Raw genomic sequence first — 24,582 nt, 5'->3', positions numbered from 1 at the left:
GGGGGCGGGGGGGGGGGGGTGCTGGCGGCCGCCCCCCCCCCCCGCGCGCGCCCGGGGGGCGTGGTGTTTTTCCCCCCCCCCCCCCCCCCCTCCGCCCCCGCCCCCCCCCCCCCCCCCCCCCCCCCCCCCCACTCTCAGCCCTTCACGCACAACACCTGGCGCAGGGTCGCCACCACATCGACGAGATCGTGCTGGGCTTCGATCACCTCGTCGATGTTCTTGTACGCCGCCGGGATCTCGTCCAGGACCCCGGCGTCCTTGCGCGACTCCACGCCCTCGGTCTGGGCTACCAGATCCGCGACGCTGAACTGCCGCTTGGCGGCATTGCGGCTCATCCGCCGGCCCGCGCCGTGCGACGCGGACTGGAACGACTCGGGGTTGCCCTTACCGCGCACCACGTAGGACCGTGTTCCCATCGAGCCCGGGATGAGCGCCATATCGCCCGCCCCGGCGCGTACCGCACCCTTACGGGTCACCAGCATGGGGACACCGTCGATCTTCTCCTCCGCCACATAGTTGTGATGGCATGAGATCGGTGTATCGAACCGGACTTCCCGGGTCGGGAACTGCTTTCGCACCGCCTCGGACACCAACGCCAGCATGACCGCGCGATTGCGGGCCGCGTACTCCTGCGCCCAGGTCAGATCGTGCCGGTAGGCCGCCATTTCCGGGGTGTTCGCCAGGAACACCGCGAGATCACGGTCGACCAGGTTCTGGTTGTGCGGCAGCTTGCGGGCCACCGCCATATGCCGCTCGGCGATTTCCTTGCCGATATTGCGGCTGCCGGAGTGCAGCAGAATCCATACCTGGTCGTCCTGGTCCAGGCAAACCTCTATGAAGTGGTTGCCGCCGCCCAGCGAACCCATCTGCTTGTGCGCCTTGGACTCCCGCGGTGCCACGGCATCGTCGAGGTCGTTGAACGCCGACCAGAACCGGTCCCACCCGGTACGCAGAGTCGAGGTCGCGACACCGGACGGTCCCGGTGCCAGCTTGTTCACCGGCACCGGATTCTTGTGGGCACCGAAGCCCACCGGTACCGCCGCCTCGATCGCCGAGCGCAGAGCGCGCAGGTCGTCGGGCAGATCGGCCGCGGTCAGATCGGTGCGTACGCTCTCCATACCGCAGCCGATATCGACCCCGACCGCCGCCGGCGCGACCGCATCACGCATGGCGATCACCGAACCGACCGTGGCGCCCTTCCCGAGGTGCACATCCGGCATGACCCGGACGCCGTGCACCCATTCCAGCCGGGCGATATTGCGCAGCTGTTGCAGCGCCGCCGCATCGATCTCGCTCTCGTGGGCCCACATCAACGTCCGTGCCCGGGTACCGGACAGCTCGACGGGAAACATTTCTCGGTCCTTCCGTATGCGACGGACCGTTGTCCGGCGCCGTACTTCACGGTAGGCCGTGTGCCGTAGGCGTGGCACCCGATTTTCGAGGTGCCGGGCTACCCGGATCGGCAGGCCGCGGCCGGTGTCACGGCCGCCTCGCAGAGCGCGAAACGAGCTCGGTCAGAGCCGGGCTTCCGCGTAGTCGAGGAACTCGGCGATCTCGTCGGCGAAGCCGGTGTCACCGCGGAGGTATTCGATACTGACCATTGTCAGGTCCTGGCCGAGCTCGGTCGGTGCTTCTTCCGCCTGATTGCCCACATCGAAAATCAGCTGTCCGAAGCCGCCGTTGTTCACCTCGTAATCGAAAAGCGCGGCCAGAACGATGAGGTAGGCGAGATCCCATGTCGATTCGTCCAGTTCTTCGGAATCGGCCATGAGTTGATGTGCCCGTTGGGCCAGCGTCTGCAGCCGGCCGTTGTACACGCTCATTTCGGCCGGCGTAAGTGATCGGACGGCTGGTGGCTTCCCGGCCGTGGAACGGATTCAGCCGGGGAGGGCAGCGTCGATCTCGGTGCGCCACGGAATCGATGCACTGGCGCCGAGCGCGGTGGTGGCCAGCGAACCCGCGGTGCAGGCGAAGCGTAATGCGGCAGCCGGCCCCTGCGCCCAGTGCACGGCGAGTGCTCCGGTGAACGTGTCGCCCGCGCCGGTTGTGTCGACGACCTGGACGGCAGGTCCCGTGGCGGTGGTTTCCGCACCGTCGGGTCCGCGGTGCCGGGCGCCGTGCGCGCCGAGCGTGACCACCACATGCGGCACCCGGTCGAGCAGTCCACCCGACTGTTCGGCCTCGCCGGTGTTCACCACGGCGACGTCCACGTGCTCCCAGAGCTCATCGGCAAGATGCTGGACCGGAGACGGGTTGAGGATCACGGTGGTGTCGTGGGCACGCGCATGGCGGGCGGCGGCCGTCACGGTCTCGAGTGGTATCTCGAGCTGGCAGACGAGGATATCGGCGGCGGCGATGGCGGTGCGGTCCGCGGTGGTCAAGTCTGTTACCGCGGTATTGGCGCCGCCGACCACGATGATGCTGTTCTCCCCGGCGTCGTCTACCACAATCGTCGCGATACCGCTCGGACCGTCGATCACTCGCAGCCCCGTGGTGTCCACGCCGGATTCGGTGAGTACTGCGCGCAGCCGCGGGGCGAATACATCGGTGCCGATCGCGCCCAGGAACATGGTCTGCCCACCGGCGCGGCTCGCCGCGATAGCCTGGTTGGCGCCCTTACCGCCCGGCACCATCGTGAAACCGCGGCCGAGCACCGTCTCACCTGGTGCGGGACGGGTCGCGGTGGTAGTCACCAGGTCCATGTTGATGCTGCCGAGCACGGCGATCAGAGGCGTGGTCACAGTGAGAACGTAACGCGCGAACGCCGGTGAAATCCGGTTTTCCCGGTGCGTAGGCTATATAGCTATGACGGCAGAGATCACCGCTGAGTTCGATATGCGCGAGGCCGTGCACGGGGCCGCCCGCCGGGCACGGGTAGCGTCCCGGGTGCTCGCCCAGCTCACCACGGCCCAGAAGAACGAGGCGCTGCACGCGGCGGCGGACGCGCTGCTGGCCGCCGCGGATACCGTGCTGGAAGCCAACGGCGAGGATCTGGTGGCGGCGAAAGCGGCCGGAACCGAGGATTCGCTGCTGGACCGGCTGCGGCTCACCAAGGACCGGGTCGACGGGATCGCCTCGGGTCTGCGCCAGGTGGCGGCCCTGCCGGATCCGGTGGGCGTGGTGGAACGCGGGTCGACCCTGCCGAACGGACTGGAGATCCGGCAGGTCCGGGTGCCGCTCGGGGTGGTCGGGATGGTCTACGAGGCCCGGCCGAATGTCACCGTGGACGCTTTCGGGTTGGCGTTGAAATCGGGTAACGCTGCGCTCCTGCGGGGGTCGTCGTCGGCGGCCCGATCGAATGCGGCCTTGGTCGAGGTGCTGCGGTCCGCGCTCACCGACGCTGGTCTGCCGGCCGACGCGGTACAACTGCTGCCCAGCGAGGACCGTTCCAGCGTCACCCACCTGATCCAGGCGCGCGGTCTGGTGGACGTGGTGATCCCGCGCGGCGGCGCCGGCCTGATCAACGCCGTGGTGCGCGACGCCCAGGTGCCGACCATCGAGACCGGTACCGGCAACTGCCACGTCTATGTACATTCCGGCGCGGACCTGGATATGGCCGAAGAGATCCTGATCAACGCCAAAACCCGCCGGCCCAGCGTGTGCAATGCCGCCGAAACCGTGCTGATAGACGCCGCCATCGCCGACACCGCGCTGCCGCGGCTGGGCAAGGCTCTCACCGACAAGGGGGTCACCCTGCACGGCGATCTCGACGGTATGGTCCCGGCCACGGACAAGGATTGGGCCGAGGAGTACCTCACCCTCGATATCGCGGTGAAAATCGTCGACGATCTCGACGCGGCGATCGAGCACATCAACACCTGGGGCACCGGCCACACCGAGGCCATCGTCACCGGCGAACTCGCCGCGGCCGACGAGTTCTCCCGCCGGGTGGACGCCGCGGCGGTCATGGTCAACGCCTCCACCGCCTTCACCGACGGCGAGCAGTTCGGCTTCGGCGCCGAGATCGGTATTTCCACCCAGAAACTGCACGCCCGCGGGCCCATGGGCCTGCCGGAACTCACCTCGTCCAAGTGGGTGGTCCGCGGATCGGGCCAGATCCGCCCGGCGTAGAACTGCTCCGCCCTCGCTGACGGGTTCCGCACCTCGGAGCTGTGTTCGGCGTGGGGTGGGCGGAGTTCGACGGAAGGACGCCCATGGAGCCCGCGAGTTCCCATCCCGCCGGTTCAGGAGCCGATCTTCGCGTCGGTCGACGATGAATGGGACGCCTTCGCAGGGGGTATGCGACGGCGAATTCCATCGGCACCGAGGTGGGGAGCGGGTAGCTCGAGGCTCCGATCTTGATCAGGTGGCGCCTGATTCCTGGATTCCGCCCAGCTTTTCCGGGTTGACCTGGAATCGGATGTTCTCGATGCGGCCGTCGTGAATGTCGTAGGTCAACGCGCCGATCCGGTAGCCGCCGATGACACCGACGATGCTCGCTTCCCCGTTCACTATCGCGGATTCCAGGCGGATGCCGGCGGAGGTCGGTTTGGCCATCACACCGAGTAGCCATCGGGCCACCTGGTCGGGGCCGAACAGCGGGCGGCGGTGACGATGCCGCCTCCGTCGTTCCACAGGGTCACGTCGGGCGCTGGCAGTGTCATGAGGGCGTTGAGGTCGCCGCCGTGGCAGCCCGAGATGAACTTCTCGGTGATCTCACTGCGCGCTGCCTCGTCGGTGTCGAAACGGGGCCGGCGTGCCTGTACATGTGATCGGGCGCGGCGGGCGATCTGGCGGACGGCGGTCTCCGGTCGGTCGAGGAAACCACCGATATCGCCGTGCGAGAAGCCGAACACCTCGCGCAACACGAATACGGCTCGTTCGGTGGGGCTCAGGGTTTCGAGCACGACGAGCATTGCCGTCGATACGGTATCGGCCATCTCGGTCTCCTCGGCGGCGCTCGGTGCGGTGATGAGTGGTTCGGGAAGCCATGGGCCGATATAGGTTTCGCGAGTGGCCCGGGCGGAGGTCAGTCGGTTGAGGGCGAGATTGGTGACCGTGCGCACCAGGTAGGCCTTGGGGTGGGTTACCGAATCATGGTCCACGGAATGCCATTTCAACCAAGTTTCCTGCAGGATGTCCTCGGCGTCGGCGACACTGCCCAGCAAGTTGTAGGCGGTGCCGAACAGTAGCCGGCGATGTTCGATGAACGGGTCGACGGAGGCATCGTTTGCCTCATGCGCTGTAGCCGGCTGACGGTAATGGTCCTGCATGGCTGTGATCCTTACCGGCCTGTGCTGAGCCGGGGGACCGGTGGTCCCTCGGCTCCGACTCGGGTCATGATGGGCGTCGAGCGGGTGGCTCGGCCACCTTGGGACAGCTGCACCGGCAGTTTCACGTATCGGGTCATCTTCGCGGCCACCGGCGGGGTGCTGCTGACCTGCTCCTTATAGATGGCTGCGACCTTACCCCTGAGGTACCAGCGGTTCGGGGTGTCGTCGGCCTCGGTGAACTGGACAACCGCGTCCTTGCGGCCCAGGCTCACCGGCTGGTGGAAGTACCCGAAGCGCAACGGCTTCACCTTCTTCCGGCGCAGCTGCCGGGCGATGACGGTGGCGGTGTAGTCGGCGGTGACCACGCCGCTCTGGCAGGTGCCGTGCAGTCGGCCCCACGCCTGCTGGACCAGCGCGGCGTCGCCGATGGCGTGGATTTCCGGGTGCGATACCGAACGCAGTGCCGGGTCGGTGACGACGAGCCCGTTCGCATCCGTCTCGATGCCGGCCTCGGCGGCGAGCGGGGACACCCGCACGCCGGTGGTCCACAGTGTCAGATCCGACGTCAAAAGTTCGCCGGTGTCCAGCCGCACCGCGTCGGGCAGCACCTTGGTGGCCTTCACCCCGGCCATGCGCACCACACCGAGCCGGTCCAGTACTCGGTTCAGGTAGCCGCGGGCCTTCGCACCCATCATGGCCCCGGGTTCGGAAGCGCTCACCAGGGTGACGGTCAGTTCCGGATACGCCTCGGCGATCTCGGCGGCCGCTTCGATTCCGGTGAGCCCGCCACCACATACGGTGACCGCACCCCCGGCAGCGGCGATCTCGGGCAATCGCTGCGCGAAGTGGTGTGCCATCCGTGGATCGTCGAGGGTCCACGCGTGGTCTTCCGCGCCGGGAACGCGGCTCGTGTCGGTGGTGCTGCCGAGCGCGTAGACCAGCCGGTCGTACCGCAGGATCGTGCCGTCGTCGAGGGTGACGGTGCGGGCGGCGGGATCGATGGCGGTGGCGGCGGCCTGGTGGAACTCCACCTCGGTGCCGGCCAGCAGGTCCGGGATCTGGAAGTCGGTCAGTTCCTGACCCGCGGCGACTTGGTGCATGCGCAGCCGCTCGACGAAGCGGGCCGAGGGGTTCACCAGCGTGATCCGGGTGTTCAGCCTGCGGATGTAGCGGGCCAGCCGGGCGGTGGCGATCAGGCCGGCGTAGCCGGCGCCGAGGACGATGATCTCGTGGGCGGTGGTGGTCATGTCGTGCTCCCTGTGCGGCTCGTTCGTAGGGGTCGGCTATGGGACAGGGCAGGATGGGTAGACGTGACAGTCATGTACTGTGAACTGGGTCACAGGTAGCCCCTCGGCGGCTCGGGACCGCCGGGGTAGCGCCGCGTCGACTGCTTCAGCGGCGCGCCGACAGCGGGCCGTGGGCGCTGCCCGGGGGGTATGGAGATGACGGACGGTCTTCCCGGCTGCGCTGTGCGCGAAGTCGAAGAGGAAACCGGCCTCGATATCGAGATCGCTGGGCTCGTAGGCATCTACACCGACCCTCGCCCCGTCATCGCCGACAGCGATGGCGAGGTCCGGCGCCAGTTCGAATCTCGACGGGCGTACCTCGGATGAAACGAGCGTATGCGGTCGGTCGGCTCGGCCGTGACCCAGGTCTCTCGGCCGTGGGGGACAAGGCCTGTCGAGCAAGCTCCCGGTAGCGTGGGGTGGGCAGAGTTCGACGGAAGGACGCCCATGGAGCCCGCGAGTTCCCCCATCCCGCCGGTTCAGGAGCCGATCTTCGCGTCGGTCGACGACGTACAGCACCGCCTTGCCGAAACCGGGTATCTGGCCGACAAGGCAACCGCGACCTCGGTCTTCCTCGCCGATCGTCTCGGTAAGCCGCTGCTCATCGAGGGTCCGGCGGGTGTCGGGAAAACCGAGCTGGCGCGTGCGGTGGCGCAGACTTCGGGCGCGGAACTGGTGCGGTTGCAGTGCTACGAAGGTGTGGACGAGGCGCGGGCGCTCTACGAGTGGAATCACGCCAAGCAGATCCTGCGCATCCAGGCCGCCGGTGACAACGATTGGGCCGAGACCAAGGCCGATGTGTTCACCGAGGAATTCCTGCTGTCGCGGCCGTTGCTCACCGCCATCCGGCGGACCGACCCGACGGTACTGCTCATCGACGAAACCGATAAAGCCGATGTGGAGATCGAGGGGCTGCTGCTCGAGGTGCTCAGCGATTTCGCGGTCACCGTTCCGGAGCTCGGCACCATCACCGCCGACCGCAAACCGTTCGTGGTCCTGACCTCCAATGCCACCCGGGAACTGTCGGAGGCGCTGAAACGGCGCTGCCTGTACCTGCACCTGGATTTCCCGGACGAGGACCTGGAGCGGCGCATCCTGGCCAGCCGGGTACCGGAACTCCCGCAGGCCGTGGCGGCGCAGCTGGTGCGGATCGTGCACGTACTGCGCGGGATGCAGTTGAAGAAACTGCCGTCGGTCGCCGAAACGATCGACTGGGCGCGCACCCTGCTCGCGCTCGGGCATACCGACCTCGACGATACGACGGTGCGCGAAACCCTCGGGGTCGTGCTGAAACACCGCAGCGACCACCAGCGCGCGCTGGCCGAGCTGAAGCCGGTCTGATCATGGCGGTCGCCGAGGACCGGCCGCTGGCCCCGCACGGTCTGCCGGGGCATCTGGTGGGGTTCGTGGAGGCACTGCGGGCGCGTGGGATCCCGGTGGGGCCCTCGGAAACGGTGGACGCGGGCCGCGTGCTGTCCGTCCTCGATCTCCTGGACCGGGAAGCCGTGCGGGAGGGTCTGGCCTGTGCCCTGCTGCGGCGCACCACCCACCGCGCCACCTACGACGGCCTGTTCGACCTGTGGTTCCCCATCGCCATCGGTGAGCGCGACGCCGCCGGGGAGATCGAACTGCCGTACCGTGACGACGGCCGGCTCGACGTTCCCGCGCTGCGCAAGATGCTGGCCGAAATGCTCGCCGACGAGAACTCCGCCGGCGCGCAGGCACTGATGGCCGCGCAGCTGGTGGAACAGCTCGGGCAGTACCAGTCGGCGCGCGGCGCGTCGTTCTCCTCGTATCAGGCGCTCAAGGAGATTCAGCCGCAGACCCTGCTGGCGCAGATCCTGGCCGGGATGACCACACCGGATATGAGCGATTTCGAAACCGAGATCGCGCGCCGGGCGGCCCGCGGCCGGATCGACAACTTCCGCCGGACGGTGGAGGCCGAGACGCGGCGGCGGGTGGCCGAACGGATCGGCCGGGAGCGGGTCGCTTCGTACGGGGTCGCACGGCAGGCCGAGGACGTGGATTTCCTGCGCGCCTCGCAGAACGAACTGGCCGAGCTGAAACGCAGCACCCAACGGCTTGCGCGGATACTGGCCTCCCGGCTGGCGGTCCGGCGGCGGCATGCCCGGCGCGGTGAGATCGACCTGCGGAAAACGCTGCGCAAATCCATGTCGACCGGTGGGGTACCGATCGACCTGGTGAATCGCAAACCGCGGCCCGGCCGCCCGGAGCTGGTGCTGCTGTGCGATGTATCCGGTTCGGTCGCCGGATTCAGCAATTTCACCTTGTTGCTGGTGAGCGCCCTGCGTGAACAGTTCTCGAAGGTGCGTATCTTCGCCTTCGTCGACAACACCGACGAGGTGACCCGGTTCTTCGATCCCCATACCCAGCTCGACGAGGCCATGCAGCGGATCTTCGCCGAGGCCGATATCGTCGGCTTCAACGGCCACTCCGACTACGGCAGCGCACTGACCAGCTTCGCCGACGGATTCGCCGATGCGGTCACCAGCCGCAGCTCGCTGCTGATCCTCGGTGACGCTCGCACCAACTACCGCGATCCGGAACTGTCCACACTGTCCGAGCTGGTCGCCGTCGCCAAGCACGCCCACTGGCTGAACCCCGAGCCGCGCCAGAACTGGGGGTCCGGGGATTCGGCCGCCGACCGCTACCAGCAGGTCATCGAAATGCACGAATGCCGGTCCGCGTCCCAGCTCACGGCCGTGGTCTCGCGGCTGCTGCCGGTCTGACCGGGACCCGCCGGGAACACCCCGTTAAGCTCGACACTCATGCGTGGAACAGGCCAGGGCGGACCCAAGCTGGGGGTGATGGGTGGCACCTTCGATCCCATCCACCATGGGCACCTGGTCGCGGCCAGCGAGGTCGCGCACCGGTTCGACCTCGACGAGGTCATCTTCGTCCCGACCGGCCAGCCCTGGCAGAAATCGGGCCGGCGGGTCAGCCCGGCCGAGGACCGCTACCTGATGACGGTGATCGCCACCGCCTCCAACCCGCGGTTCTCGGTGAGCCGGGCCGATGTGGAGCGCAGCAAGATGACCTATACGGTCGATACTCTGCGCGACCTGCACGCCCAGTACCCCGGCGCCGAGCTCTACTTCATCACCGGGGCGGACGCGCTGGCCAGCATCCTCACCTGGCAGGATTGGGCGGAACTGTTCGAGCTGGCGAAGTTCGTGGGCGTCAGCCGGCCGGGGTACGAGCTGAATATCGATCATCTGGCCGACCATCTGCGCGGTATGCCCGACGACGCGGTCACCATGATCGAGGTCCCCGCGCTGGCCATCTCGTCGAGTGAATGCCGTCGGCGCGCGGCCGAGGGCCGGCCCGTGTGGTACCTGGTGCCGGACGGGGTCGTGCAATACATATCGAAACGGCACCTCTACGTGCCGGCGCAAGCGGAAGGTAATGGAAGCGTGAACCGAGGACCAGGGGGAACCACACCATGACTGCGACAGCCGAGGCAGTGCAGATGGCGACCGTCGCCGCGTTGGCCGCGGACGAGAAACTGGCCGCCGATGTGGTGGTGCTCGATGTCTCCGAGCAGTTGGTGATCACCGACTGCTTCGTGATCGCTTCGGCGCCGAACGAGCGCCAGGTGAACGCCATCGTCGATAATGTCGAAGAGAAACTGCGCGCGGCCGGGCACAAACCGGTTCGCCGGGAAGGGACCCGCGAGGGCCGCTGGGCACTCTTGGACTATGTCGATGTGGTGGTGCATATCCAGCACAACGACGAACGTAATTTCTATGCGCTGGAACGGCTGTGGAAAGACTGCCCCGTCGTTCCGGTCGAGGGGATCGGTGCGCCGGGTGCCACCGATGAAGAAAGTGCTGGAGAAACCGAGTGACACAGAAAACCGGTGTGCGCACCCTGATCCTGTTGCGGCACGGGCAAACCGAATGGAACGCCAACGACCGGATGCAGGGACAGATCGATACCGATCTCACCGACCTGGGCCGGCGGCAGGCCAAGGAGGCCGCACGGGAGCTCGTATCGCACAAGGCGATCGGCCTCGTTTCGTCCGATCTGAAGCGGGCCTACGAGACCGCGCAGGCACTGTCGGAGCATTCCGGCCTGGAGGTGGTCCGGGAGCCGCGGCTGCGCGAAACCCATCTCGGTGACTGGCAGGGGATGGGCGATGTGGAGGTCGATTCCCTCTACCCGGGTGCGCGCCTGGAATGGCGGATGGACGCCACCTTTACCCCGCCCGGCGGCGAATCGAAGCTCGAGGTCGGCGCCCGGGCGCTGCCGGTGGTGCAGGAATTGTTCGCCGAGCGGCGGGATTGGCCCGGCGCCACTATGATTCTCGTGGCGCACGGCGGGCTGATCGCCGCGCTCACGGCCGCATTGCTCGACCTGCCGCCTCAGAACTGGCCGGCCCTCGGTGGGCTTGCCAATGCCAGCTGGGTGCAGCTCAGCAGCCACGGTCCGAGCATCGAGAAGCCCGGCTGGCGTCTCGATGTGTGGAACGCAGCGGCGAAAGTAGCACCCGATGTCATCTGAAGACCTGAACCGGCAGATCCCCGACGAACTGTTCCAGCGGGTTTCCGCGAAACCGGAACGCGCGCTACCCGATGCGCTGTTCGGCCCGGCGACCGAGCCGCAGCGGGACGAAAACGCCGAGAACACCGACGGCGACGATATGCGTAAGGCAGTCTGATCATCAGGAGGGTCGCGCAGTGACAGCCAGGTCGGAGGAGACGAACCGGCCGGAATCGGCCGGGCCGGTAGCGGGTTCGGCCGATCGGCGGCCTGTGCCGGGAACCGGCTCGACCGGGGATCACACCGACGGCGCGCCCACCGCCCTCCCACTCGACGAATCCGCGGCCGGGGATCCGGCGAGTCGCCGGCCGGTCCTGCTGGTGATCGCCGATTCGCTGTCCTATTTCGGGCCCAAGGGCGGTCTTCCCGCCGACCATCCCCGGATCTGGCCGAATCTGGTGGCGTCCGAACTCGACTGGGATGTCGAACTGGTCGCCCGTATCGGATGGACCTGCCGCGATGCCTACTGGGCACTGATCGGCGACCCCCGGGTCTGGGCGGCCGTACCGCACGCGGGTGCGGTGGTTTTCGCGGTGGGCGGGATGGATTCGCTGCCCTCGCCGCTGCCCACCGCGCTACGCGAACTGATCCGCTACGTCCGGCCGCCGGGGCTGCGCCGGGTGGTGCGTTCGGTCTACCAGTGGGTCCAGCCCAGAGCCTCGAAACTGGGCAGCCGGGTAGCTTTGCCGCCGGAGATCAGCGTGGACTACCTGGAGCAGTGCCGTACGGCACTGGCCCAGCTGCGGCCCGATCTGCCGATGGTGGCGGTATTGCCGTCGGTGCACGACTGCGATGCGTACGGGCGGGTGCACCGCGGCCGGGAACCGGCGGTGCGGGCACTCGAGAGCTGGTCGGCGCGTACCGGTGTACCGCTGGTCGATCTGAAGGCCGCCGTGCACGACAACATCTTCTCCGGTGACGCCAACCCCGACGGTATCCACTGGGGGTGGGACGGGCATTCCGAGGTTGCCAAATCGATGGTGAAAACACTGCGCGAGGTGGGGTGAGCCGTGGCGGTCGTGGTGGTCACCGATTCGTCCGCCAGTCTGCCCGCGGACCTCATCGGTGAGCTGGGTATCGATATCGTGCCCCTGCATGTCCTGGTGGGGGACACAACGATCCGCGAAGGTGTCGACGACCTCGATATCGATTACACCGCGGATTCGGTCAGCACCTCCGCACCGTCCCCGGGTGAGCTCCGGCACGCGTACACCGCGGCCCTGGCGCGTAGCGGTGGTGACGGGGTGGTCGCGGTGCATCTGTCCCGGCAGCTGTCCGCCACCTGGGAGTCCGGGCGGCAGGCGGTGCGGGATATGGGCGCCGAAGAATCGGTGCGATTGGTGGATTCGCTCGGGGCCGGCCTGGCAACGGGACTGCCGGCGCGGGCCGCCGCCCGGTCGGCCGCGGCCGGGGCCCCGCTGGCCGCGGTGCACCGGACCGCTGTCACGGCGGCGGAGAATTCGCACACCTTCATCCTGGTGAATCGCACCGAACAACTCCGTCGCGGTGGACGACTCAGTACCGCGGCCGGATTCTTCGCCAGTGAATTGGTGAGCAAACCGATCCTGCAGCTGGTGCAGGGTCGGCTGGAGTTGCGGGAGAAAGTACGCACCCGGTCGAAGGCGGTCGTGAAACTGGTGGCGGCAGCGGCGGCCGCGGCCGGATCGGGGGAAGCCGTTCTGGGAGTACAGCATTTGGATGCGGCCGATGCGGCGGAGACGGTGATCGCCCAGTTGCGTGAACGCCTTCCGCAGGTTCGGGAGATCCTGACGGCGGAATTCGGTCCCGCGCTCGGGGTACATCTCGGGGTCGGAGCGGTCGGGGTGCTGGTCCTGCCCGGCGGGTGGGGCTGAGCCCGCTTTTCCGTCGGCCGGGGAGCTGGTTGTCTACAGAACCAGGTTGTCCACAGGTTTGTCGAAGTGCCTGGTCGAGCCGGAGGTCGGGTACCACTGTCGGCCTAGCGTCGCGAGCATGGCACGACAAGACGAGCGGGAACGGGTACACCGGCAGCTGGGCGGATACCTCGGCGGCGGCCGGCGCGACGATTCGGGGATCGATCCCCCGCACCCGAATACCGCCCTCACCGACGATGACGATGGTGTCCGCACCCCGCGCTGGCTCGACGCCGAGCCCGACGCCCGCACCTGGCGGGAGCGCCTGATCCCGCCACGATTCCGTGGTGCGCGACTGGACCCGGGCCGCCGCGGTGTGGCGACCATGGCGGGGGTCGGGTTGCTCGCCTGTCTGGTCACGCTGGTGGTGGTGTTCTGGGAACGCCCTGTCGCGCAACCCGTACCCCCGCTACCGGCCGCCCATCCCGCAGCGCTATCCGCGGCGGTACCGGTTTCGGTGACCACGCCCGCCGTACCCGGAACCGCACCGGGCCCGCCGCCGGACGAGCTGGTGGTGAGCGTGGTCGGGCTGGTGCACAAGACCGGTCTGGTTCGGTTACCACCCGGTGCCCGGGTAGCCGACGCACTCGACGCCGCCGGTGGCGCATTGTCCGGCGCCGACCTGACCGGGCTCAATCTGGCCCAGCGCCTCGCCGACGGCGATCAGGTCCGGGTCGGTCCCGCCGATACCGCAACCCCGCCGCCCGGCAGCGCCACCGTGAGTGGAGGAAAAACAGTGGCAGCAGTCCCGGAGGCCGAGGGCGCGGCCCCCGACACAGGGACCCCGGTCGACCTGAACTCTGCCACCGAGTCGGATCTCGACGCGCTGCCCGGTGTCGGCCCGGTCACTGCGAAGGCGATCATCGCCTGGCGGGAGACGAACGGACGCTTCACCGATGTGGAACAACTGGCCGAGGTCGACGGGATCGGCCCGGCCCGGCTCGCGCGGCTGCGCGAACTGGTGGCGGTATGACCGAGGCGGGAAGTATCGAGCCGACGCTCGCCCGGTTCCACCGGTGAGCGGTTCGGACGGTCACCGGTGAACATGGACGGGAATGACAGACCGGCCAGTGAATCCGAGGGTTCTGTATTGGATGCCCGGCTCCTCCCGGCAGCCGTGACCTGTTGGTCGGTGACGATTACGGCCGTCGCCGCGGGATGGGTCGCCGGGATCGCAGTGGCGGTCGGGCTGATCCTGGTGGCACTCGTCTCATGGGCCCTGCTGTGGGTCGGGGTAGCACACCGCAGTGAGCGCTCCCGCGTGGCCGCGATAACGGTGGCCGGTGCCTGCGTGCTCGGCGCGGGGTTCGCGCTGGCGGGTGCATGGCGCGAGCATCAAGTGAACGCGCATCCGCTGCGGGCGGTACCGGACGAGGCGACGGTGCATGTGGTCGTCACGCCGTCCGACGACCCGAAACCCGTGCGGAGCAGCGGGTCCGGGGAGGGCAGGCTGTGGGTGGTGCGTGCCGCGCTGCGTGAGTTCCATTACCGCGACGAGGTCGTCCGGGCAGGAGGGTCGGTGGTCGTCCTGGCCGCCGGTCCGCGCTGGGGTGAACTGCTGCCCGGGCAGCCGATCGAATTCCGGGCCCGTACCGCGCCCTCGCGGCAACACGATCTAACCGTCGTCACGCTGCACCCGGTCGGTCCGCCGACCGCGGCCGGGACGCTGCCGTGGTGGCAGGCACTGGCCGCGGGAGTGCGCGCGGATCTGGCCGCCGTCGCCCGGTCCGCGCTCGTACCCGATGCGGCCGGGCTGCTTCCCGCGCTGGTCGTGGGGGACACCTCGGGTTTGCCCGATCGCGTTCACGAGGATTTCGTCGCCTCCGGACTACAACATCTGTGTGTGGTGAGCGGCGCGAACTTCTCGGTGCTCCTGACCGCGGTGCTGGCACTGGCCCGGGTACTGACCTGCGGTCCACGACTGTCCTTCTGCGCGACCGCGGCGGCGCTGGTCTTCTTCGTCGTCATCGCCCGGCCCGACCCCAGCGTGCTGCGGGCCGCGGCCATGGGAGCGATCACCTTGCTCGCCCTGCTGACCGGTCGCCGCAAACAGGCGCTGCCCGCGCTGTGCGCCGCGGTGATCGGGTTGCTCGCCCTCTGGCCCGCTCTCGCGGTCCAGGCCGGTTTCGCGCTTTCGGTCCTGGCCACCGGCGCCTTGTTGCTGTTGGCGCCGAGCTGGGCCGACCATCTCCGTGACCGCGGCTGGTGGCGGTTGCCCGCCGAACTGGTCGCCGTGGCCGCCGCGGCCTTCGTCGTCACCACACCGATCACCATCGCCTTGTCCGGCAAGCTCAGTGTGGTGGCGGTGGTCGCGAATATTCTCGTGGCACCGGTGATCGCGCCGATCACTGTGCTCGGGGCGACCGCCGCGGTGGTATCCACCTGCTGGTACCGGCCCGCGGAGCTGATCCTGTATCTCACCGGCCCACCGCTGTGGTGGCTGCTCACCGTGGCCACCGAAGCGGCCGGCGTACCCGGCGCGCTGCTCACCGTGCCCGGCGGGACCCCCGGCGGACTGCTCGCCGCCTGCATTGTCACAGCGGTGGTTGCGGCACTCCGTAGTTCCCGGCTACGGCGATACCTGGCGGCCACAGCACTCGGCGTTGCGACTGCCTACCTGCCCCTGCTCCTGTGGCTTTACGGTTGACACGGCAAACACCGCCTGCCGGTACGAGAAATATCGGTTCGGCTCGCGTGTCCGCCGCCGCTCACCCGCGCTGCCTCCGACGGGCCCGAGCGCGGTAGCTGTCGAGTACATGCTGCTGCAAAAGGTACCCGAACCCGGCCGACTCCAGGCGCAGACCCAACTGTTCCTCGCTCAGCTCGAGCCGGGCGGCCGTATCGGCCAGGCGCCAGTCGTCGATGGCCAGCTGGGACAGCAGGTAGCCACGCCGCACCTGGTTCTCGGCGAGCCGGAACGTCTTCAGATACAGGACCCTGCCCTTCGCATCGGTGATCGTCTCGCCGATGTGGTTCTCATGCTTCAACCGGAACGATGGGAGGAACCGTGACAGCGTGAACCGGCCCATCCGGTAGACCCGTTCCCAGGCGTAGGTATCGTCGAGCAGCCCGGCGGCCATGGTGGCGTCATGGAATCGCGACCACTCGGTTTCCGCTCGTCCGGCGAAGAGCCTCAGGTCGGCCACCGAACGGATGCCGCTATCCGGTAGACGTACCCGGTACTCCGTCACCGGCGGCAGATACGAATACTGATAGATCAGTTCGCCGTACAGATCGTGGACAAGACTCGGATGAAGTGACCGATAGTCGTCGGGATGCGGTACCACGAAGGCCGAGGCCAGTACGTCGGCGATGTACACCAGCACGCCGCTTTGGTTCGGGTGGATCTCGAAGACGCGCAGGGCGTCGGTCAGCCCGCTCACTTCCGCGCCCACGTAGACCTGCTCGGCCCGGGGCGACAGGCCGTTGCGCAGCGCCCGCCGCGACCATTCTTCCCAGGCGAATACCGGGCCGCCGAAGTGCAGGGCCAGGTAGCCCTCCAGCGCCAGATGCAGTGGCAGAAAGCGGAGCCGGGCCTTGTTCTGCCGCTTGACCATCCGATGCTGGAAATGCAACCGCATACGGTCGTCGGGACGGCGATTGGTCAGCTGCGTGCCGTAGGTGGCCGCCGGGCTGCCGTCACCACCCCAGTCGGCCACGAAAGCGTGTGGAATATAAGAGGTGTAGTAGCTGCGGCCGAGGTCGACCACACCGATATCGGCGTCGTACAGGTCGGTGTGCAGCCGCAGGTCGGTGACCGGCTCCGCGCGCAGTAGCGGTACCAGCCGCACACCGCCCCAGACCTGCGCGGGTCCGGTGGTCAGACCGGTGAGGTCCAGCGCGGTCATCCTGCCTCCAGGAATCGCCTGGTCCGCACGGCGAGATAGGCCGTCAGATCGGCCAACTCGGTACGACCGTTGGAGAAATGGGCGAGCTCGACGAGGGCGGGAAGATCCTCGGCGGTGCGGATTCCGGCGGTCGGTACGGTGGTTGCGATCCGGCGGACATCGAAATCACCGGAATCGTAGACCGGGTTGAGGTGCACGATATCGACACGGCCGTCCGGATCCAGCTGGGAATACCAGACGCGAAGCACCTCGGCGGCGAGGCCGGGTGGAGCGTTGTCCCAGCCGTCGGACACGATGACGACGCGATCGGGTGCGGTATCGAGTGCATCGATGATGCGGTGCCCGAGTGGGGTCGCTCCGTACGGATAGCCGAGCAGAGCATCGTCGCGCCCGGATGTCCACAGCGGAACATACTCGGCGGCGAGGACCTCGAGAAGATAATGGCAGGCCAGTGCCACCGCGAGCGGGCGTCGCCGCTTCACGGTGGAGCCGGTGCTGGAGAAGCTGTCGTCCAGCACCGCGGCCACCTTCCCCCAGCGTCCCCGCTCGGCGCCGGCAGCACGGCCGGCCGCCGAGTACAAGGCCGCGGTGAGCTCTGCGCGCCGCTGTACCCGGTCGTCGAGTGGCAGCGCGAGCACATAGGAGGCCAAGCGGGTCAACGGCATTCCGTTCAGGTCTGCCTGCACCGCCGAGGCACCGTGCCTGCGGGCGGATTCCTGCAGGCGCAATCGTTCCAGCCGGGTCATCCGCGGCGCGATACCCGACAGGAATTCCTCTCGGTCGATGTGACGCCGGGCGGCGAATCCCTCGGCGACCGTGTACGGAAGGTCGTAGAGTCCACTCTTCGCGTAATGCGCCGCGCGCCACGCCTCGAGCAACGGTGTGGTGTACCGCGTACGGCGGTGCGGTGCGAACAGGAAGTCGCCCAGTTCCGTGTGCTGCGGTGGAAGATGGGTGTGCCGCAGTGTTGTCGCGAGCGCACCCCGATACTTCACCGCGTCGAGGTCCGGATCCGGGCGGGTCACGAGCCAATCGCGGATGATGGCCCGGGTGCGCCGGTTGTTGATGCCCGCCTCGCGTATCCGCCGCAGCAGCCGGTAGACCCGCTGCGCGGGGAGCAATTCGAGCCGCCGGGCGATCATCAGCCCTTCTGTGCGGCGCTGCTCGGGGCTCGCCTCACCCGCGGTCGCCAGCAGCCGCAGGATCATCGCCGCCGCGTTGTGGTCGTTGATGTCGAGCGCCAGGATCGCGGTGTACAGCTCGCGATAGTTGCCGAGCATGTAGTCGTGCAGAAAATCCAGGGAGAGTTGCTGGCGGCGCTGTCCGGAATGGAATTCACGCTGACCGGTCGCGGTGATCGAAGCGTTGGCGAAGAGCAGCACATCCTCGGTCGCGATCTGGTCGCTGCGCACACTCATGACTTGTCCTGGTCGATCGATGGGCGCCGGCCGGGGTATAGGGGCGCGAACAGCGAATTGGCTGATTCAGAGTCAACGTCCGGAAGTCGCGCCGGAGTCCCGCGGCCGGCGCTCGGACAGTATCAAGGCGCGACCGGCTATGTCGCCTCGATATTCCGCACCGCCGGGAACGGCGCCGACGCCGCTCGGCGCGTGTTGCCGGATACCGCTGGGCGGCACTCGACGGCGCGGCCGATCCGGGGGCCGGTTCCGGGCAGTGCGGATTGTCTTCTGCACTAGTGCAGAGAGCGGTATTTTTCCTCGTGCAGAGGGTTTTTCGAGTCGACTGCATACGTTGTCCACATGAAGTATCTGGACAACCATTTCGCTCCTGTCGCCGAAGAGATCACTGCCTTCGATCTTGCTGTCACGGGGCGTATCCCGGACGAGCTGAACGGCCGCTACCTGCGCAACGGACCGAATCCGCTGGGGGTGGAGGACCCCGCGGCCCATATCTGGGGTATGGGACAGGGCATGGTCCACGGGATACGGCTGCGCGAGGGCCGCGCGCAGTGGTACCGGAATCGTTTCGTGCGTACACCGGGCTTCGCCCCGATGGTGCATGTACTCGAGCACGCCGGGCGCGTTTTCGCGATGGCGGAGGGTGGTCTGCCGCCCGCCGAGCTGGACGATGAGCTCAACACGGTCGGGCTCGGTGACCTGGGCTGTACACCCGAGGGGTTCACCGCCGGAGCCCATGCCAAGCACGACCCGGTAACCGGTGAACTCCACTCACTGTCGTATATGCCGGGCCGGGATTTCGTTCAGCACATCGTCACCGGGGCGGCGGGGGAAATCGTGCGTGCCACCACCATCCCGATGCCGCGGACGCCGTTCCTGCACGATTTCGCGCTGACCCGCGACCATGTGGTGCTGTGGGACACCCCGCTGGGATTCGACGGTTTCGACTGCCGATGGCTGCCGCAACATCCGACACGTGTCGGGGTGATGTCGCGCAGCGGCGGTGACGTGCGCTGGCTGGAAATCGGCCCGGTGCATGTCAGTCACACACTGAACGCCTACGACGACGGCGATTCGATCGTGCTCGACCTGGTAACGGCGGAGGAACCTTTCGACCCCGCCGATCCCGGCGGGATCCGGCCCGTACTGGACCGCTGGACCCTCACCGCGGACCGAATCCACCAGCGGCGCATCGATGATCGGCCGCAGGACTTCCCGCGGGTGAACGAGGCGTACACCAGCCGCCCGTATCGGTACGGCTATTCGGCGGCGTCCGCGCTCTACGGGGTTCCGTTCGTACCGGACGGTGTGACACCGGACGGTGCGTTCAGTAATGCCCTGGTGAAACACGATCTGGTGGGTGGCACGGCCGAGGTGCACGGGTTCGGCGCGGAGGAGGCGGTGGGCGAGGCCGTATTCGTCGCTTCGGGCTCCGAGGAGGACGAAGGCTATCTGCTGACCTATGTCCACAATCCACAGCGAGATGCCGCCGACCTGGTGATCCTCGCCGCGCAGGATTTCACGGGCGATCCGGTGGCGCGGGTGCACCTGCCGGGCCGGGTGCCGCTGGGTCTGCACGGCAACTGGTTGCCCGACCGGTGACGCGTGGCAGCATGGTGCGGTGAACGCCGGACAGCCGCCATATCGCCGGATCGTCGCCGATATCCAGCGGAGGATCACCGACGGCGAACTCCACCCCGGTGACCCGGTTCCCACCACCAGGGCGATCATGCGCGATTGGGGAGTCGCGATGGCGACCGCCACGAAGGCGCTGGCGACGCTCAAACAGGAGGGATTCATCGAGTCACGGGCACGGGTCGGCGCGGTGGTCGCGGTCCGGAAGCCGGCGCGGCAGGTGGCCGGTGTGGAACGCGATCGGGTGGTCCGCGCGGCCGTGCGGATCGCCGACGCCGGTGGCCTGCAGTCACTATCGATGCGGGCGGTCGCCGCCGAGCTCGGGATAGCCACCATGACCCTGTACCGGCATCTCGAGGACAAGTCCGAACTCACCCAGCTGATCGCCGACGCCGCCTTCGCCGAGATCGACTATCCCGAGCCGCCACCCGGATGGCGGTCTCATCTCAGGGTGGCGGCCCAACTGCAATGGGCGGCCTACCAGCGCCACCCCTGGCTGCCGCGGCTCGTTTCCATCACCCGCCCGGTCCCGCTGCCGGGGATGCTGGCGTACGGGCTGTGGACCCTGAGCGCGCTCGACGGCCTGGACCTGGATCCGGATACCCGGCTGCACGTGTACGCGACGCTGGTCAATTACGTACGCGGGACGGCGGTGAATATCGAAACCGAAGCCGGCGCTCTCCTGGACACGGGGATGACCAACACGGAATGGGCCAGGGCGCGGCTTCCGTTCGACGGGCCGTTGGTCACGCAGCTCACCCATCCGAGTGCGGAAGTGGATCTGGAATCGCTGTTCGCCTTCGGTCTCGAACGGTTGCTCGACGGACTGACGGTCGTGCTCGACAGGCCGAGATCGCTACGTTGACCCGAAGTCCGGCGCGTGAACGTGGCGCAACGTACTGCGGTATGGGCCCGACAGTGCGGGGCGCCGGGCGCCGGTGAGGCCGATCCGGGGGAATGTCGGGACGCGCCCGTACGATCGGAGCCGTGAGCGAGCGAGCGGCGGTGCACCTGGTACTGGGGGAAGAAGAACTGCTGATCCAGCGGGCCATTGCGGGGGTGACGGCGCAGGTGCGGGCGGTCGCCCCCGACCCGGACTCGGTTCCGGTCGACCGGTTGCGGGCGGGTGATGCCAGTAGTGCGGAACTGGCCGAGCTGCTGAGTCCTTCGCTGTTCGCCGAGGACCGGGTGATCATTCTCGAATCGGCGGACCAGGCCGGCAAGGATGCCGTGGCCGTGATCACCGAGGCCGTGATGGCCCCGCCCGAGGGGGTGGTGCTCATGGTGGTGCATTCCGGCGGCGGGCGCGCCAAAGCTTTGGTGCCGGCTTTGCGGAAGGCGGGGGCGGAGGTCCACGAATGCGCCAAGCTCACCAAGGCCGCGGAGCGTGCCGAGTTCATTCGGGCCGAATTCCGGGCAGCGGGGGCGCGGGTCTCCGGCGACGTCGTGCAGGCGGTGCTGGAAGCGGTGGGGTCGGAGCTGCGGGAGCTGGCGGCCGCGTGCTCTCAGCTGGTCGCCGATACCGGCGGGAAGATCGACCTCGCGGCCGTGCGGCGGTACTACTCCGGCAAGGCCGAAGTATCGGGTTTCGAGGTCGCGGACCTGACCGTCGCGGGAAACAGGGCCGGGGCGGTGGAAGCGCTGCGCTGGGCGCAGGACCGCGGGGTTCCGCATGTGGTGCTGGCGGATGCCCTGGCCGATTCCGTCCACACGATCGCGAAGGTCGGGTCGGCGGGGCGCGGTGATCCGTTCAAACTGGCCGGACCGCTGGGTTTGCCGCCGTGGAAGGTGAAGAAAGCCCAGGCCCAGGCGCGTGGTTGGTCACCGGCCGCGATCGGCTCCGCGCTACAGGTCGTGGCGACACTGAACGCTGATGTCAAAGGCGGGGCCGCGGATTCCGGGTTCGCCCTCGAAGACGCCGTCCTGAAGCTGCTGGCGCTACAGGGACGTGGCTGAGGGCCGCGCCGGTGCCTGCCGGGATATGAGTGCAGGCCGCGGGGCCGGAACTGCGGGGGAGGTGGTCGAGGTGGTGTTGTGTGGTCGGGGCCGGGCTCAATCGACCGCGCTGAGCTCCAGGGCTTCCTCCGCGACTTCCTCGAAGCGCCCCTCCCACTCCTCGTAGACGGGGGTCTCCTCGTCGCGGGTGACCATCCAGACGACGACCTGGCTGCCGTCGTCGTCGGCGGGTACCAGCACATTCTCGATTTTCACACCGATACCGAGTACCTCGGCGGCGCGAATGACGCCGGGCAGGTCCTCGGCTTGGACGACCGACTGGTTCGCATACAACATGACCATTGCCGCATGCTACGACAGACGCCCGACCTCTGGGTGCCCGCCATCCGGTACTGCCTCGGAAAACATGCGCTGACCGAGCCAGGCATGCCAAAAGCCGCCGTGGTCATCGACGCCACGGCGGCTTATGTCTACAGAGATCGAACGATCAGAGCTTGTTCAGCGCGAGCGCCATGGCCGACTTCTTGTTGGCGGCCTGGTTCGCGTGGATGACACCCTTGGAGGCTGCCTTGTCGAGCTTGCGGCTCACGAACTGGAGGCGCGCGGCGGCGGTCTCCTTGTCACCGGCCGCGGCGGCCGCCCGGAAGGCGCGGATATGGGTGCGCAGTTCGGATTTCACCGACTGATTGCGCTGACGGGCCGCCTCGTTGGTGCGGATCCGCTTGATCTGGGATTTGATATTGGCCACGCCGGTATCCTCTGGTTCCTGTCTGGTTCGGTCGGAAAGTCTGTCTGCGCGTACCAACCCTGAATACGGCCGGCTCGGATTTCTCCGGGCACGGGGTACGGCAATGCCGAGTGGCCAGGTTACCAGCAGTGGGCGGCACCGCGAAATCGCGGGTGCGTTGCAACTCCGTGACCTGGACATATGTCGTTGTGAAGATCGTTCGTGCGGCGTAAGGTGCCGAGGAGTTCGGCCCATTGGTTTCGCAGCAGGACCCAGGTTTCCCAGTGCGCGCCCCGGTATCCGGCGGGGCGGTGATCCTCTCGGAAGGCGGTGTTCATGTCTCCCACTGCGCAGGAACGAGAAGCTGTACTCGAAGGTGTCGAGCCCGCGGATATCTCCGATACGAGAAAGTGGATGGCCGAGGCGCTCGGCACATTCGTTCTGGTGATGGGGGGTGTCGGGACCGCCGTGCTGGCCGGTGAGAAGGTCGGGCCGCTGGGTGTGGCGCTGGCATTCGGCCTGTCTCTGCTCGTATTGGTCTACGCGATCGGGCCGGTCTCCGGCTGTCACGTCAACCCTGCGGTGACCGTGGGGCAGCTCATGATGGGCAGGCTGTCACCGATGAGTGCGGTGGGTTACATCGTTTCCCAGGTGGTGGGTGGTCTGCTCGCCGGCCTGGTGTTGTTCGCGATTGCCAAGAACCTGCCCTCCTACGACCGCGCGTCCTCGGGGCTGGGCGCCAACGGCTGGGGTGAGCACAGTCCGTCGGCGGTCACCGGTCCGGCCGGTGAGGTGGTGATCCAGGAGGGGTACGGGATGGCCGCGATGATCATCGTCGAGGTGATGCTGACCGCGCTCCTCGTTTTCGTGGTGCTGGCCGCGACCGATCGGATTTCGGAGATACCGCAGGCCGGGATGGCCATCGGTTTCACCCTCGCGCTCATCCACCTGATCTCCATTCCGGTCGACAACACCTCGGTGAACCCGGCCCGCAGTCTCGCGGTGGCGCCCTATCAGGACGGGGCGATGGGGCAGTTGTGGGCGTTCATCGTGTTCCCGTTGATCGGTGGTGTGCTCGGCGCACTGCTGTACGGACTGCTGTTCGGGCGGTCCCGGGAACTGGAGGCCTGATTCGGCGGCGCCGGGACTGCTCAGCTCCAGTGGTATTCCCGGACCAGGCGGTGTGCCACCCGGTCGAACAGTTTGCGCGGCAGGATGGCCCCCTCCCGGCGGATCCCGTCCTCGGGTACGTCGAGTACCCGGTCCAGCCGGACCCAGCTGGCCCGGTTCTGGTGGTCCCAGGTGCCGGCGCCGATCCCGACCCATTCGGGATCGTGGTCGCGGTCCGGGTTCGAGCTGAGCATCAGGCCCAGCAGGGTGTGCCCGTCGCGGCCGACCACCAGTACCGGCCGGTCCTTACCGTTGTCCGGATCCTCCTCGAAGGGCACCCAGGTCCAGACGATTTCGCCGGGGTCGGCGCGACCGTCGAGTTGGGGGGCGTAGACCACCCGCCGGGCGCGCTGTGCGGTCGGTACCGGGGTGGAGGCCGCCGGACGGACGGGGACCCCCTTGGGGCCGGCAACCGCGCGCGGTGTGCGGCGGGTGGCCCGGGTGCTGCCGCGGACCAGCAGTGCTTCCACCAGTCTCGGTGCCTGTCGCCGGACGAGCTTCGGCCCCTGTTGTATCGCGATCGCGGTGAGTTGCTTGCCGAGACTGTTCCAACTGCGGGGCATCCCAGGAGGATAACGGCACACCGGTAGGGCGGTGTATCGCTGTGCGGTGCCGCGATGGCGGTCCGTCAGCGGTTGCTCCGGTCGGCCCGCTCGGTGTTGCGGCCACGCCGCCGGTCGGAATCTCGGCGGGCGGCGCCGTCGCATCGGCCTCGGCGGTATCGCGGATGGTCGCGTCCGGACGTGGCTCGGGTGGCGACGCGGAGTATTGCCGCTGGGTCCGTCCGGTTCCTCGCCGGAGGTTCCTGCGGCGGGCCGGGCCGGGAGATCGTGGCGAGCGTCCGGTGGCGAGGTGGTCGGCCGGGCGGGGACCG

27 protein-coding genes are annotated in these 24,582 nt (G+C 67.9%); 16 read left to right on the top strand and 11 right to left on the bottom strand.

Annotated features, from left to right (window positions below):
• Positions 1–134: 134 nt before the first annotated feature.
• The 3 genes from QH195_RS30975 to QH195_RS30965 all read right to left on the bottom strand — a co-directional run bounded on the left by QH195_RS30975 (position 135) and on the right by QH195_RS30965 (position 2,741).
• On the bottom strand, positions 135–1,352 hold the full coding sequence (locus tag QH195_RS30975; RefSeq protein WP_280437977.1) for an RtcB family protein: 1,218 nt from the start codon (positions 1,350–1,352) through the stop codon (positions 135–137).
• Between the two features lie 162 nt (positions 1,353–1,514).
• On the bottom strand, positions 1,515–1,823 hold the full coding sequence (locus QH195_RS30970) for a hypothetical protein (RefSeq protein ID WP_280437976.1): 309 nt from the start codon (positions 1,821–1,823) through the stop codon (positions 1,515–1,517).
• A gap of 54 nt (positions 1,824–1,877) precedes the next feature.
• On the bottom strand, positions 1,878–2,741 hold the full coding sequence (locus QH195_RS30965) for a ribokinase (protein WP_280437975.1): 864 nt from the start codon (positions 2,739–2,741) through the stop codon (positions 1,878–1,880).
• 64 nt (positions 2,742–2,805) lie between these two features.
• Between QH195_RS30965 and QH195_RS30960 the strand changes: the two genes are divergently transcribed.
• Positions 2,806–4,071 carry a glutamate-5-semialdehyde dehydrogenase gene (locus tag QH195_RS30960; RefSeq protein ID WP_280437974.1) on the top strand — a complete coding sequence of 422 codons (1,266 nt, stop codon included), beginning with the start codon at positions 2,806–2,808 and terminating at the stop codon, positions 4,069–4,071.
• 231 nt (positions 4,072–4,302) lie between these two features.
• On the opposite strand, the gene QH195_RS30955 is transcribed toward QH195_RS30960, so the two are convergent.
• From QH195_RS30955 to QH195_RS30945, 3 genes are read right to left on the bottom strand one after another with little or no spacing between them, the layout of a single operon-like run.
• Positions 4,303–4,497, bottom strand: coding sequence for a hypothetical protein (locus QH195_RS30955; protein WP_280437973.1), 195 nt, complete (start codon positions 4,495–4,497; stop codon positions 4,303–4,305).
• The gene (locus QH195_RS30950) at positions 4,497–5,213 is read right to left on the bottom strand and encodes a sigma-70 family RNA polymerase sigma factor (RefSeq protein ID WP_280437972.1); all 717 of its coding nucleotides are present in this window, start codon (positions 5,211–5,213) and stop codon (positions 4,497–4,499) included. The genes QH195_RS30955 and QH195_RS30950 overlap by 1 nt, the downstream gene beginning before the upstream one ends.
• 11 nt (positions 5,214–5,224) lie before the next feature.
• Positions 5,225–6,460 carry an NAD(P)/FAD-dependent oxidoreductase gene (locus QH195_RS30945; RefSeq protein WP_280437971.1) on the bottom strand — a complete coding sequence of 412 codons (1,236 nt, stop codon included), beginning with the start codon at positions 6,458–6,460 and terminating at the stop codon, positions 5,225–5,227.
• A gap of 195 nt (positions 6,461–6,655) precedes the next feature.
• On the opposite strand from QH195_RS30945, the gene QH195_RS30940 reads away from it, so the two are divergent.
• From QH195_RS30940 to QH195_RS30890, 11 genes are all read left to right on the top strand, one after another.
• Positions 6,656–6,826 (top strand): NUDIX hydrolase, encoded by a 171-nt coding sequence (locus tag QH195_RS30940; protein ID WP_280437970.1) that lies wholly within the window; start codon positions 6,656–6,658, stop codon positions 6,824–6,826.
• Between the two features lie 120 nt (positions 6,827–6,946).
• The gene (locus QH195_RS30935) at positions 6,947–7,840 is read left to right on the top strand and encodes an AAA family ATPase (RefSeq protein ID WP_280426623.1); all 894 of its coding nucleotides are present in this window, start codon (positions 6,947–6,949) and stop codon (positions 7,838–7,840) included.
• Positions 7,841–7,842: 2 nt separating this feature from the next.
• The gene (locus QH195_RS30930) at positions 7,843–9,249 is read left to right on the top strand and encodes a vWA domain-containing protein (protein ID WP_280437969.1); all 1,407 of its coding nucleotides are present in this window, start codon (positions 7,843–7,845) and stop codon (positions 9,247–9,249) included.
• A 39-nt stretch (positions 9,250–9,288) separates the two neighbouring features.
• Positions 9,289–9,966, top strand: coding sequence for a nicotinate-nucleotide adenylyltransferase (gene nadD / locus QH195_RS30925; RefSeq protein WP_280437968.1), 678 nt, complete (start codon positions 9,289–9,291; stop codon positions 9,964–9,966).
• Entirely contained in the window at positions 9,963–10,367 is a 405-nt protein-coding gene (gene rsfS / locus QH195_RS30920; RefSeq protein WP_280426620.1) for a ribosome silencing factor, read from the top strand. The genes nadD and rsfS overlap by 4 nt, the downstream gene beginning before the upstream one ends.
• Positions 10,364–11,023, top strand: coding sequence for a histidine phosphatase family protein (locus QH195_RS30915; RefSeq protein ID WP_280437967.1), 660 nt, complete (start codon positions 10,364–10,366; stop codon positions 11,021–11,023). Before rsfS ends, QH195_RS30915 begins: the two co-directional genes overlap by 4 nt.
• Positions 11,013–11,180: a hypothetical protein gene (locus QH195_RS30910; protein WP_280426618.1), complete on the top strand. Its 168-nt coding sequence runs from the start codon at positions 11,013–11,015 to the stop codon at positions 11,178–11,180. Before QH195_RS30915 ends, QH195_RS30910 begins: the two co-directional genes overlap by 11 nt.
• Before the next feature lie 196 nt (positions 11,181–11,376).
• A complete protein-coding gene (octT, locus tag QH195_RS30905) occupies positions 11,377–12,069 on the top strand; it encodes a diglucosylglycerate octanoyltransferase (RefSeq protein WP_280437979.1) in 693 nt (230 codons plus the stop codon).
• A 3-nt stretch (positions 12,070–12,072) separates the two neighbouring features.
• On the top strand, positions 12,073–12,915 hold the full coding sequence (locus QH195_RS30900; RefSeq protein WP_280437966.1) for a DegV family protein: 843 nt from the start codon (positions 12,073–12,075) through the stop codon (positions 12,913–12,915).
• Positions 12,916–13,033: 118 nt separating this feature from the next.
• Positions 13,034–13,927, top strand: a complete 894-nt coding sequence (locus QH195_RS30895) for a ComEA family DNA-binding protein (RefSeq protein ID WP_280437965.1) — start codon at positions 13,034–13,036, stop codon at positions 13,925–13,927.
• 159 nt (positions 13,928–14,086) lie between these two features.
• A complete protein-coding gene (locus tag QH195_RS30890) occupies positions 14,087–15,601 on the top strand; it encodes a ComEC/Rec2 family competence protein (RefSeq protein ID WP_280437964.1) in 1,515 nt (504 codons plus the stop codon).
• 61 nt (positions 15,602–15,662) lie between these two features.
• On the opposite strand, the gene QH195_RS30885 is transcribed toward QH195_RS30890, so the two are convergent.
• Complete coding sequence (locus QH195_RS30885) at positions 15,663–16,802, bottom strand: ARPP-2 domain-containing protein (RefSeq protein WP_280437963.1); 1,140 nt, start codon at positions 16,800–16,802, stop codon at positions 15,663–15,665.
• On the bottom strand, positions 16,799–18,220 hold the full coding sequence (locus tag QH195_RS30880) for a hypothetical protein (RefSeq protein WP_280437962.1): 1,422 nt from the start codon (positions 18,218–18,220) through the stop codon (positions 16,799–16,801). The genes QH195_RS30885 and QH195_RS30880 overlap by 4 nt, the downstream gene beginning before the upstream one ends.
• Before the next feature lie 342 nt (positions 18,221–18,562).
• Between QH195_RS30880 and QH195_RS30875 the strand changes: the two genes are divergently transcribed.
• From QH195_RS30875 to holA, 3 genes are all read left to right on the top strand, one after another.
• A complete protein-coding gene (locus tag QH195_RS30875) occupies positions 18,563–19,822 on the top strand; it encodes a carotenoid oxygenase family protein (RefSeq protein ID WP_280437961.1) in 1,260 nt (419 codons plus the stop codon).
• 19 nt (positions 19,823–19,841) lie between these two features.
• A complete protein-coding gene (locus tag QH195_RS30870; protein ID WP_280437960.1) occupies positions 19,842–20,720 on the top strand; it encodes a GntR family transcriptional regulator in 879 nt (292 codons plus the stop codon).
• Between the two features lie 122 nt (positions 20,721–20,842).
• Positions 20,843–21,811, top strand: a complete 969-nt coding sequence (holA, locus tag QH195_RS30865) for a DNA polymerase III subunit delta (protein WP_280437959.1) — start codon at positions 20,843–20,845, stop codon at positions 21,809–21,811.
• A gap of 96 nt (positions 21,812–21,907) precedes the next feature.
• On the opposite strand, the gene QH195_RS30860 is transcribed toward holA, so the two are convergent.
• Together QH195_RS30860 and rpsT are read right to left on the bottom strand one after the other, a co-directional pair.
• On the bottom strand, positions 21,908–22,153 hold the full coding sequence (locus QH195_RS30860; protein ID WP_280426609.1) for a hypothetical protein: 246 nt from the start codon (positions 22,151–22,153) through the stop codon (positions 21,908–21,910).
• A gap of 145 nt (positions 22,154–22,298) precedes the next feature.
• Entirely contained in the window at positions 22,299–22,559 is a 261-nt protein-coding gene (gene rpsT / locus QH195_RS30855) for a 30S ribosomal protein S20 (RefSeq protein ID WP_280426608.1), read from the bottom strand.
• 315 nt (positions 22,560–22,874) lie between these two features.
• Here rpsT and QH195_RS30850 point away from each other — a divergent pair, with 315 nt between their 5' ends.
• Positions 22,875–23,669 carry an aquaporin gene (locus QH195_RS30850; RefSeq protein WP_280437958.1) on the top strand — a complete coding sequence of 265 codons (795 nt, stop codon included), beginning with the start codon at positions 22,875–22,877 and terminating at the stop codon, positions 23,667–23,669.
• A gap of 20 nt (positions 23,670–23,689) precedes the next feature.
• On the opposite strand, the gene QH195_RS30845 is transcribed toward QH195_RS30850, so the two are convergent.
• On the bottom strand, positions 23,690–24,271 hold the full coding sequence (locus QH195_RS30845; protein ID WP_280426606.1) for a type II toxin-antitoxin system PemK/MazF family toxin: 582 nt from the start codon (positions 24,269–24,271) through the stop codon (positions 23,690–23,692).
• Positions 24,272–24,582: the final 311 nt, after the last annotated feature.

This window comes from Nocardia carnea (assembly GCF_029868855.1).
GTDB classification, from domain to species: Bacteria; Actinomycetota; Actinomycetes; order Mycobacteriales; family Mycobacteriaceae; genus Nocardia; species Nocardia carnea_A.
The sequence above is the reverse complement of the archived record's forward strand: the minus strand, read 5'-3'. Positions and strand labels throughout refer to the sequence as shown.

What these genes read in the sequence shown, in the direction of transcription:
- QH195_RS30885 (WP_280437963.1), bottom strand. Translation starts at nt 16,802, where the DNA reads ATGACCGCGCTGGACCTCACCGGTCTGACCACCGGACCCGCGCAGGTC.
- QH195_RS30970 (WP_280437976.1), bottom strand. Translation starts at nt 1,823, where the DNA reads ATGAGCGTGTACAACGGCCGGCTGCAGACGCTGGCCCAACGGGCACAT.
- QH195_RS30845 (WP_280426606.1), bottom strand. Translation starts at nt 24,271, where the DNA reads ATGCCCCGCAGTTGGAACAGTCTCGGCAAGCAACTCACCGCGATCGCG.
- QH195_RS30945 (WP_280437971.1), bottom strand. Translation starts at nt 6,460, where the DNA reads ATGACCACCACCGCCCACGAGATCATCGTCCTCGGCGCCGGCTACGCC.
- QH195_RS30950 (WP_280437972.1), bottom strand. Translation starts at nt 5,213, where the DNA reads ATGCAGGACCATTACCGTCAGCCGGCTACAGCGCATGAGGCAAACGAT.
- QH195_RS30850 (WP_280437958.1), top strand. Translation starts at nt 22,875, where the DNA reads ATGTCTCCCACTGCGCAGGAACGAGAAGCTGTACTCGAAGGTGTCGAG.
- QH195_RS30880 (WP_280437962.1), bottom strand. Translation starts at nt 18,220, where the DNA reads ATGAGTGTGCGCAGCGACCAGATCGCGACCGAGGATGTGCTGCTCTTC.
- QH195_RS30960 (WP_280437974.1), top strand. Translation starts at nt 2,806, where the DNA reads ATGACGGCAGAGATCACCGCTGAGTTCGATATGCGCGAGGCCGTGCAC.
- QH195_RS30935 (WP_280426623.1), top strand. Translation starts at nt 6,947, where the DNA reads ATGGAGCCCGCGAGTTCCCCCATCCCGCCGGTTCAGGAGCCGATCTTC.
- nadD (WP_280437968.1), top strand. Translation starts at nt 9,289, where the DNA reads ATGCGTGGAACAGGCCAGGGCGGACCCAAGCTGGGGGTGATGGGTGGC.
- QH195_RS30895 (WP_280437965.1), top strand. Translation starts at nt 13,034, where the DNA reads ATGGCACGACAAGACGAGCGGGAACGGGTACACCGGCAGCTGGGCGGA.
- QH195_RS30955 (WP_280437973.1), bottom strand. Translation starts at nt 4,497, where the DNA reads ATGGCCAAACCGACCTCCGCCGGCATCCGCCTGGAATCCGCGATAGTG.
- QH195_RS30940 (WP_280437970.1), top strand. Translation starts at nt 6,656, where the DNA reads ATGACGGACGGTCTTCCCGGCTGCGCTGTGCGCGAAGTCGAAGAGGAA.
- QH195_RS30910 (WP_280426618.1), top strand. Translation starts at nt 11,013, where the DNA reads ATGTCATCTGAAGACCTGAACCGGCAGATCCCCGACGAACTGTTCCAG.
- QH195_RS30875 (WP_280437961.1), top strand. Translation starts at nt 18,563, where the DNA reads ATGAAGTATCTGGACAACCATTTCGCTCCTGTCGCCGAAGAGATCACT.
- QH195_RS30975 (WP_280437977.1), bottom strand. Translation starts at nt 1,352, where the DNA reads ATGTTTCCCGTCGAGCTGTCCGGTACCCGGGCACGGACGTTGATGTGG.
- QH195_RS30860 (WP_280426609.1), bottom strand. Translation starts at nt 22,153, where the DNA reads ATGGTCATGTTGTATGCGAACCAGTCGGTCGTCCAAGCCGAGGACCTG.
- QH195_RS30930 (WP_280437969.1), top strand. Translation starts at nt 7,843, where the DNA reads ATGGCGGTCGCCGAGGACCGGCCGCTGGCCCCGCACGGTCTGCCGGGG.
- rsfS (WP_280426620.1), top strand. Translation starts at nt 9,963, where the DNA reads ATGACTGCGACAGCCGAGGCAGTGCAGATGGCGACCGTCGCCGCGTTG.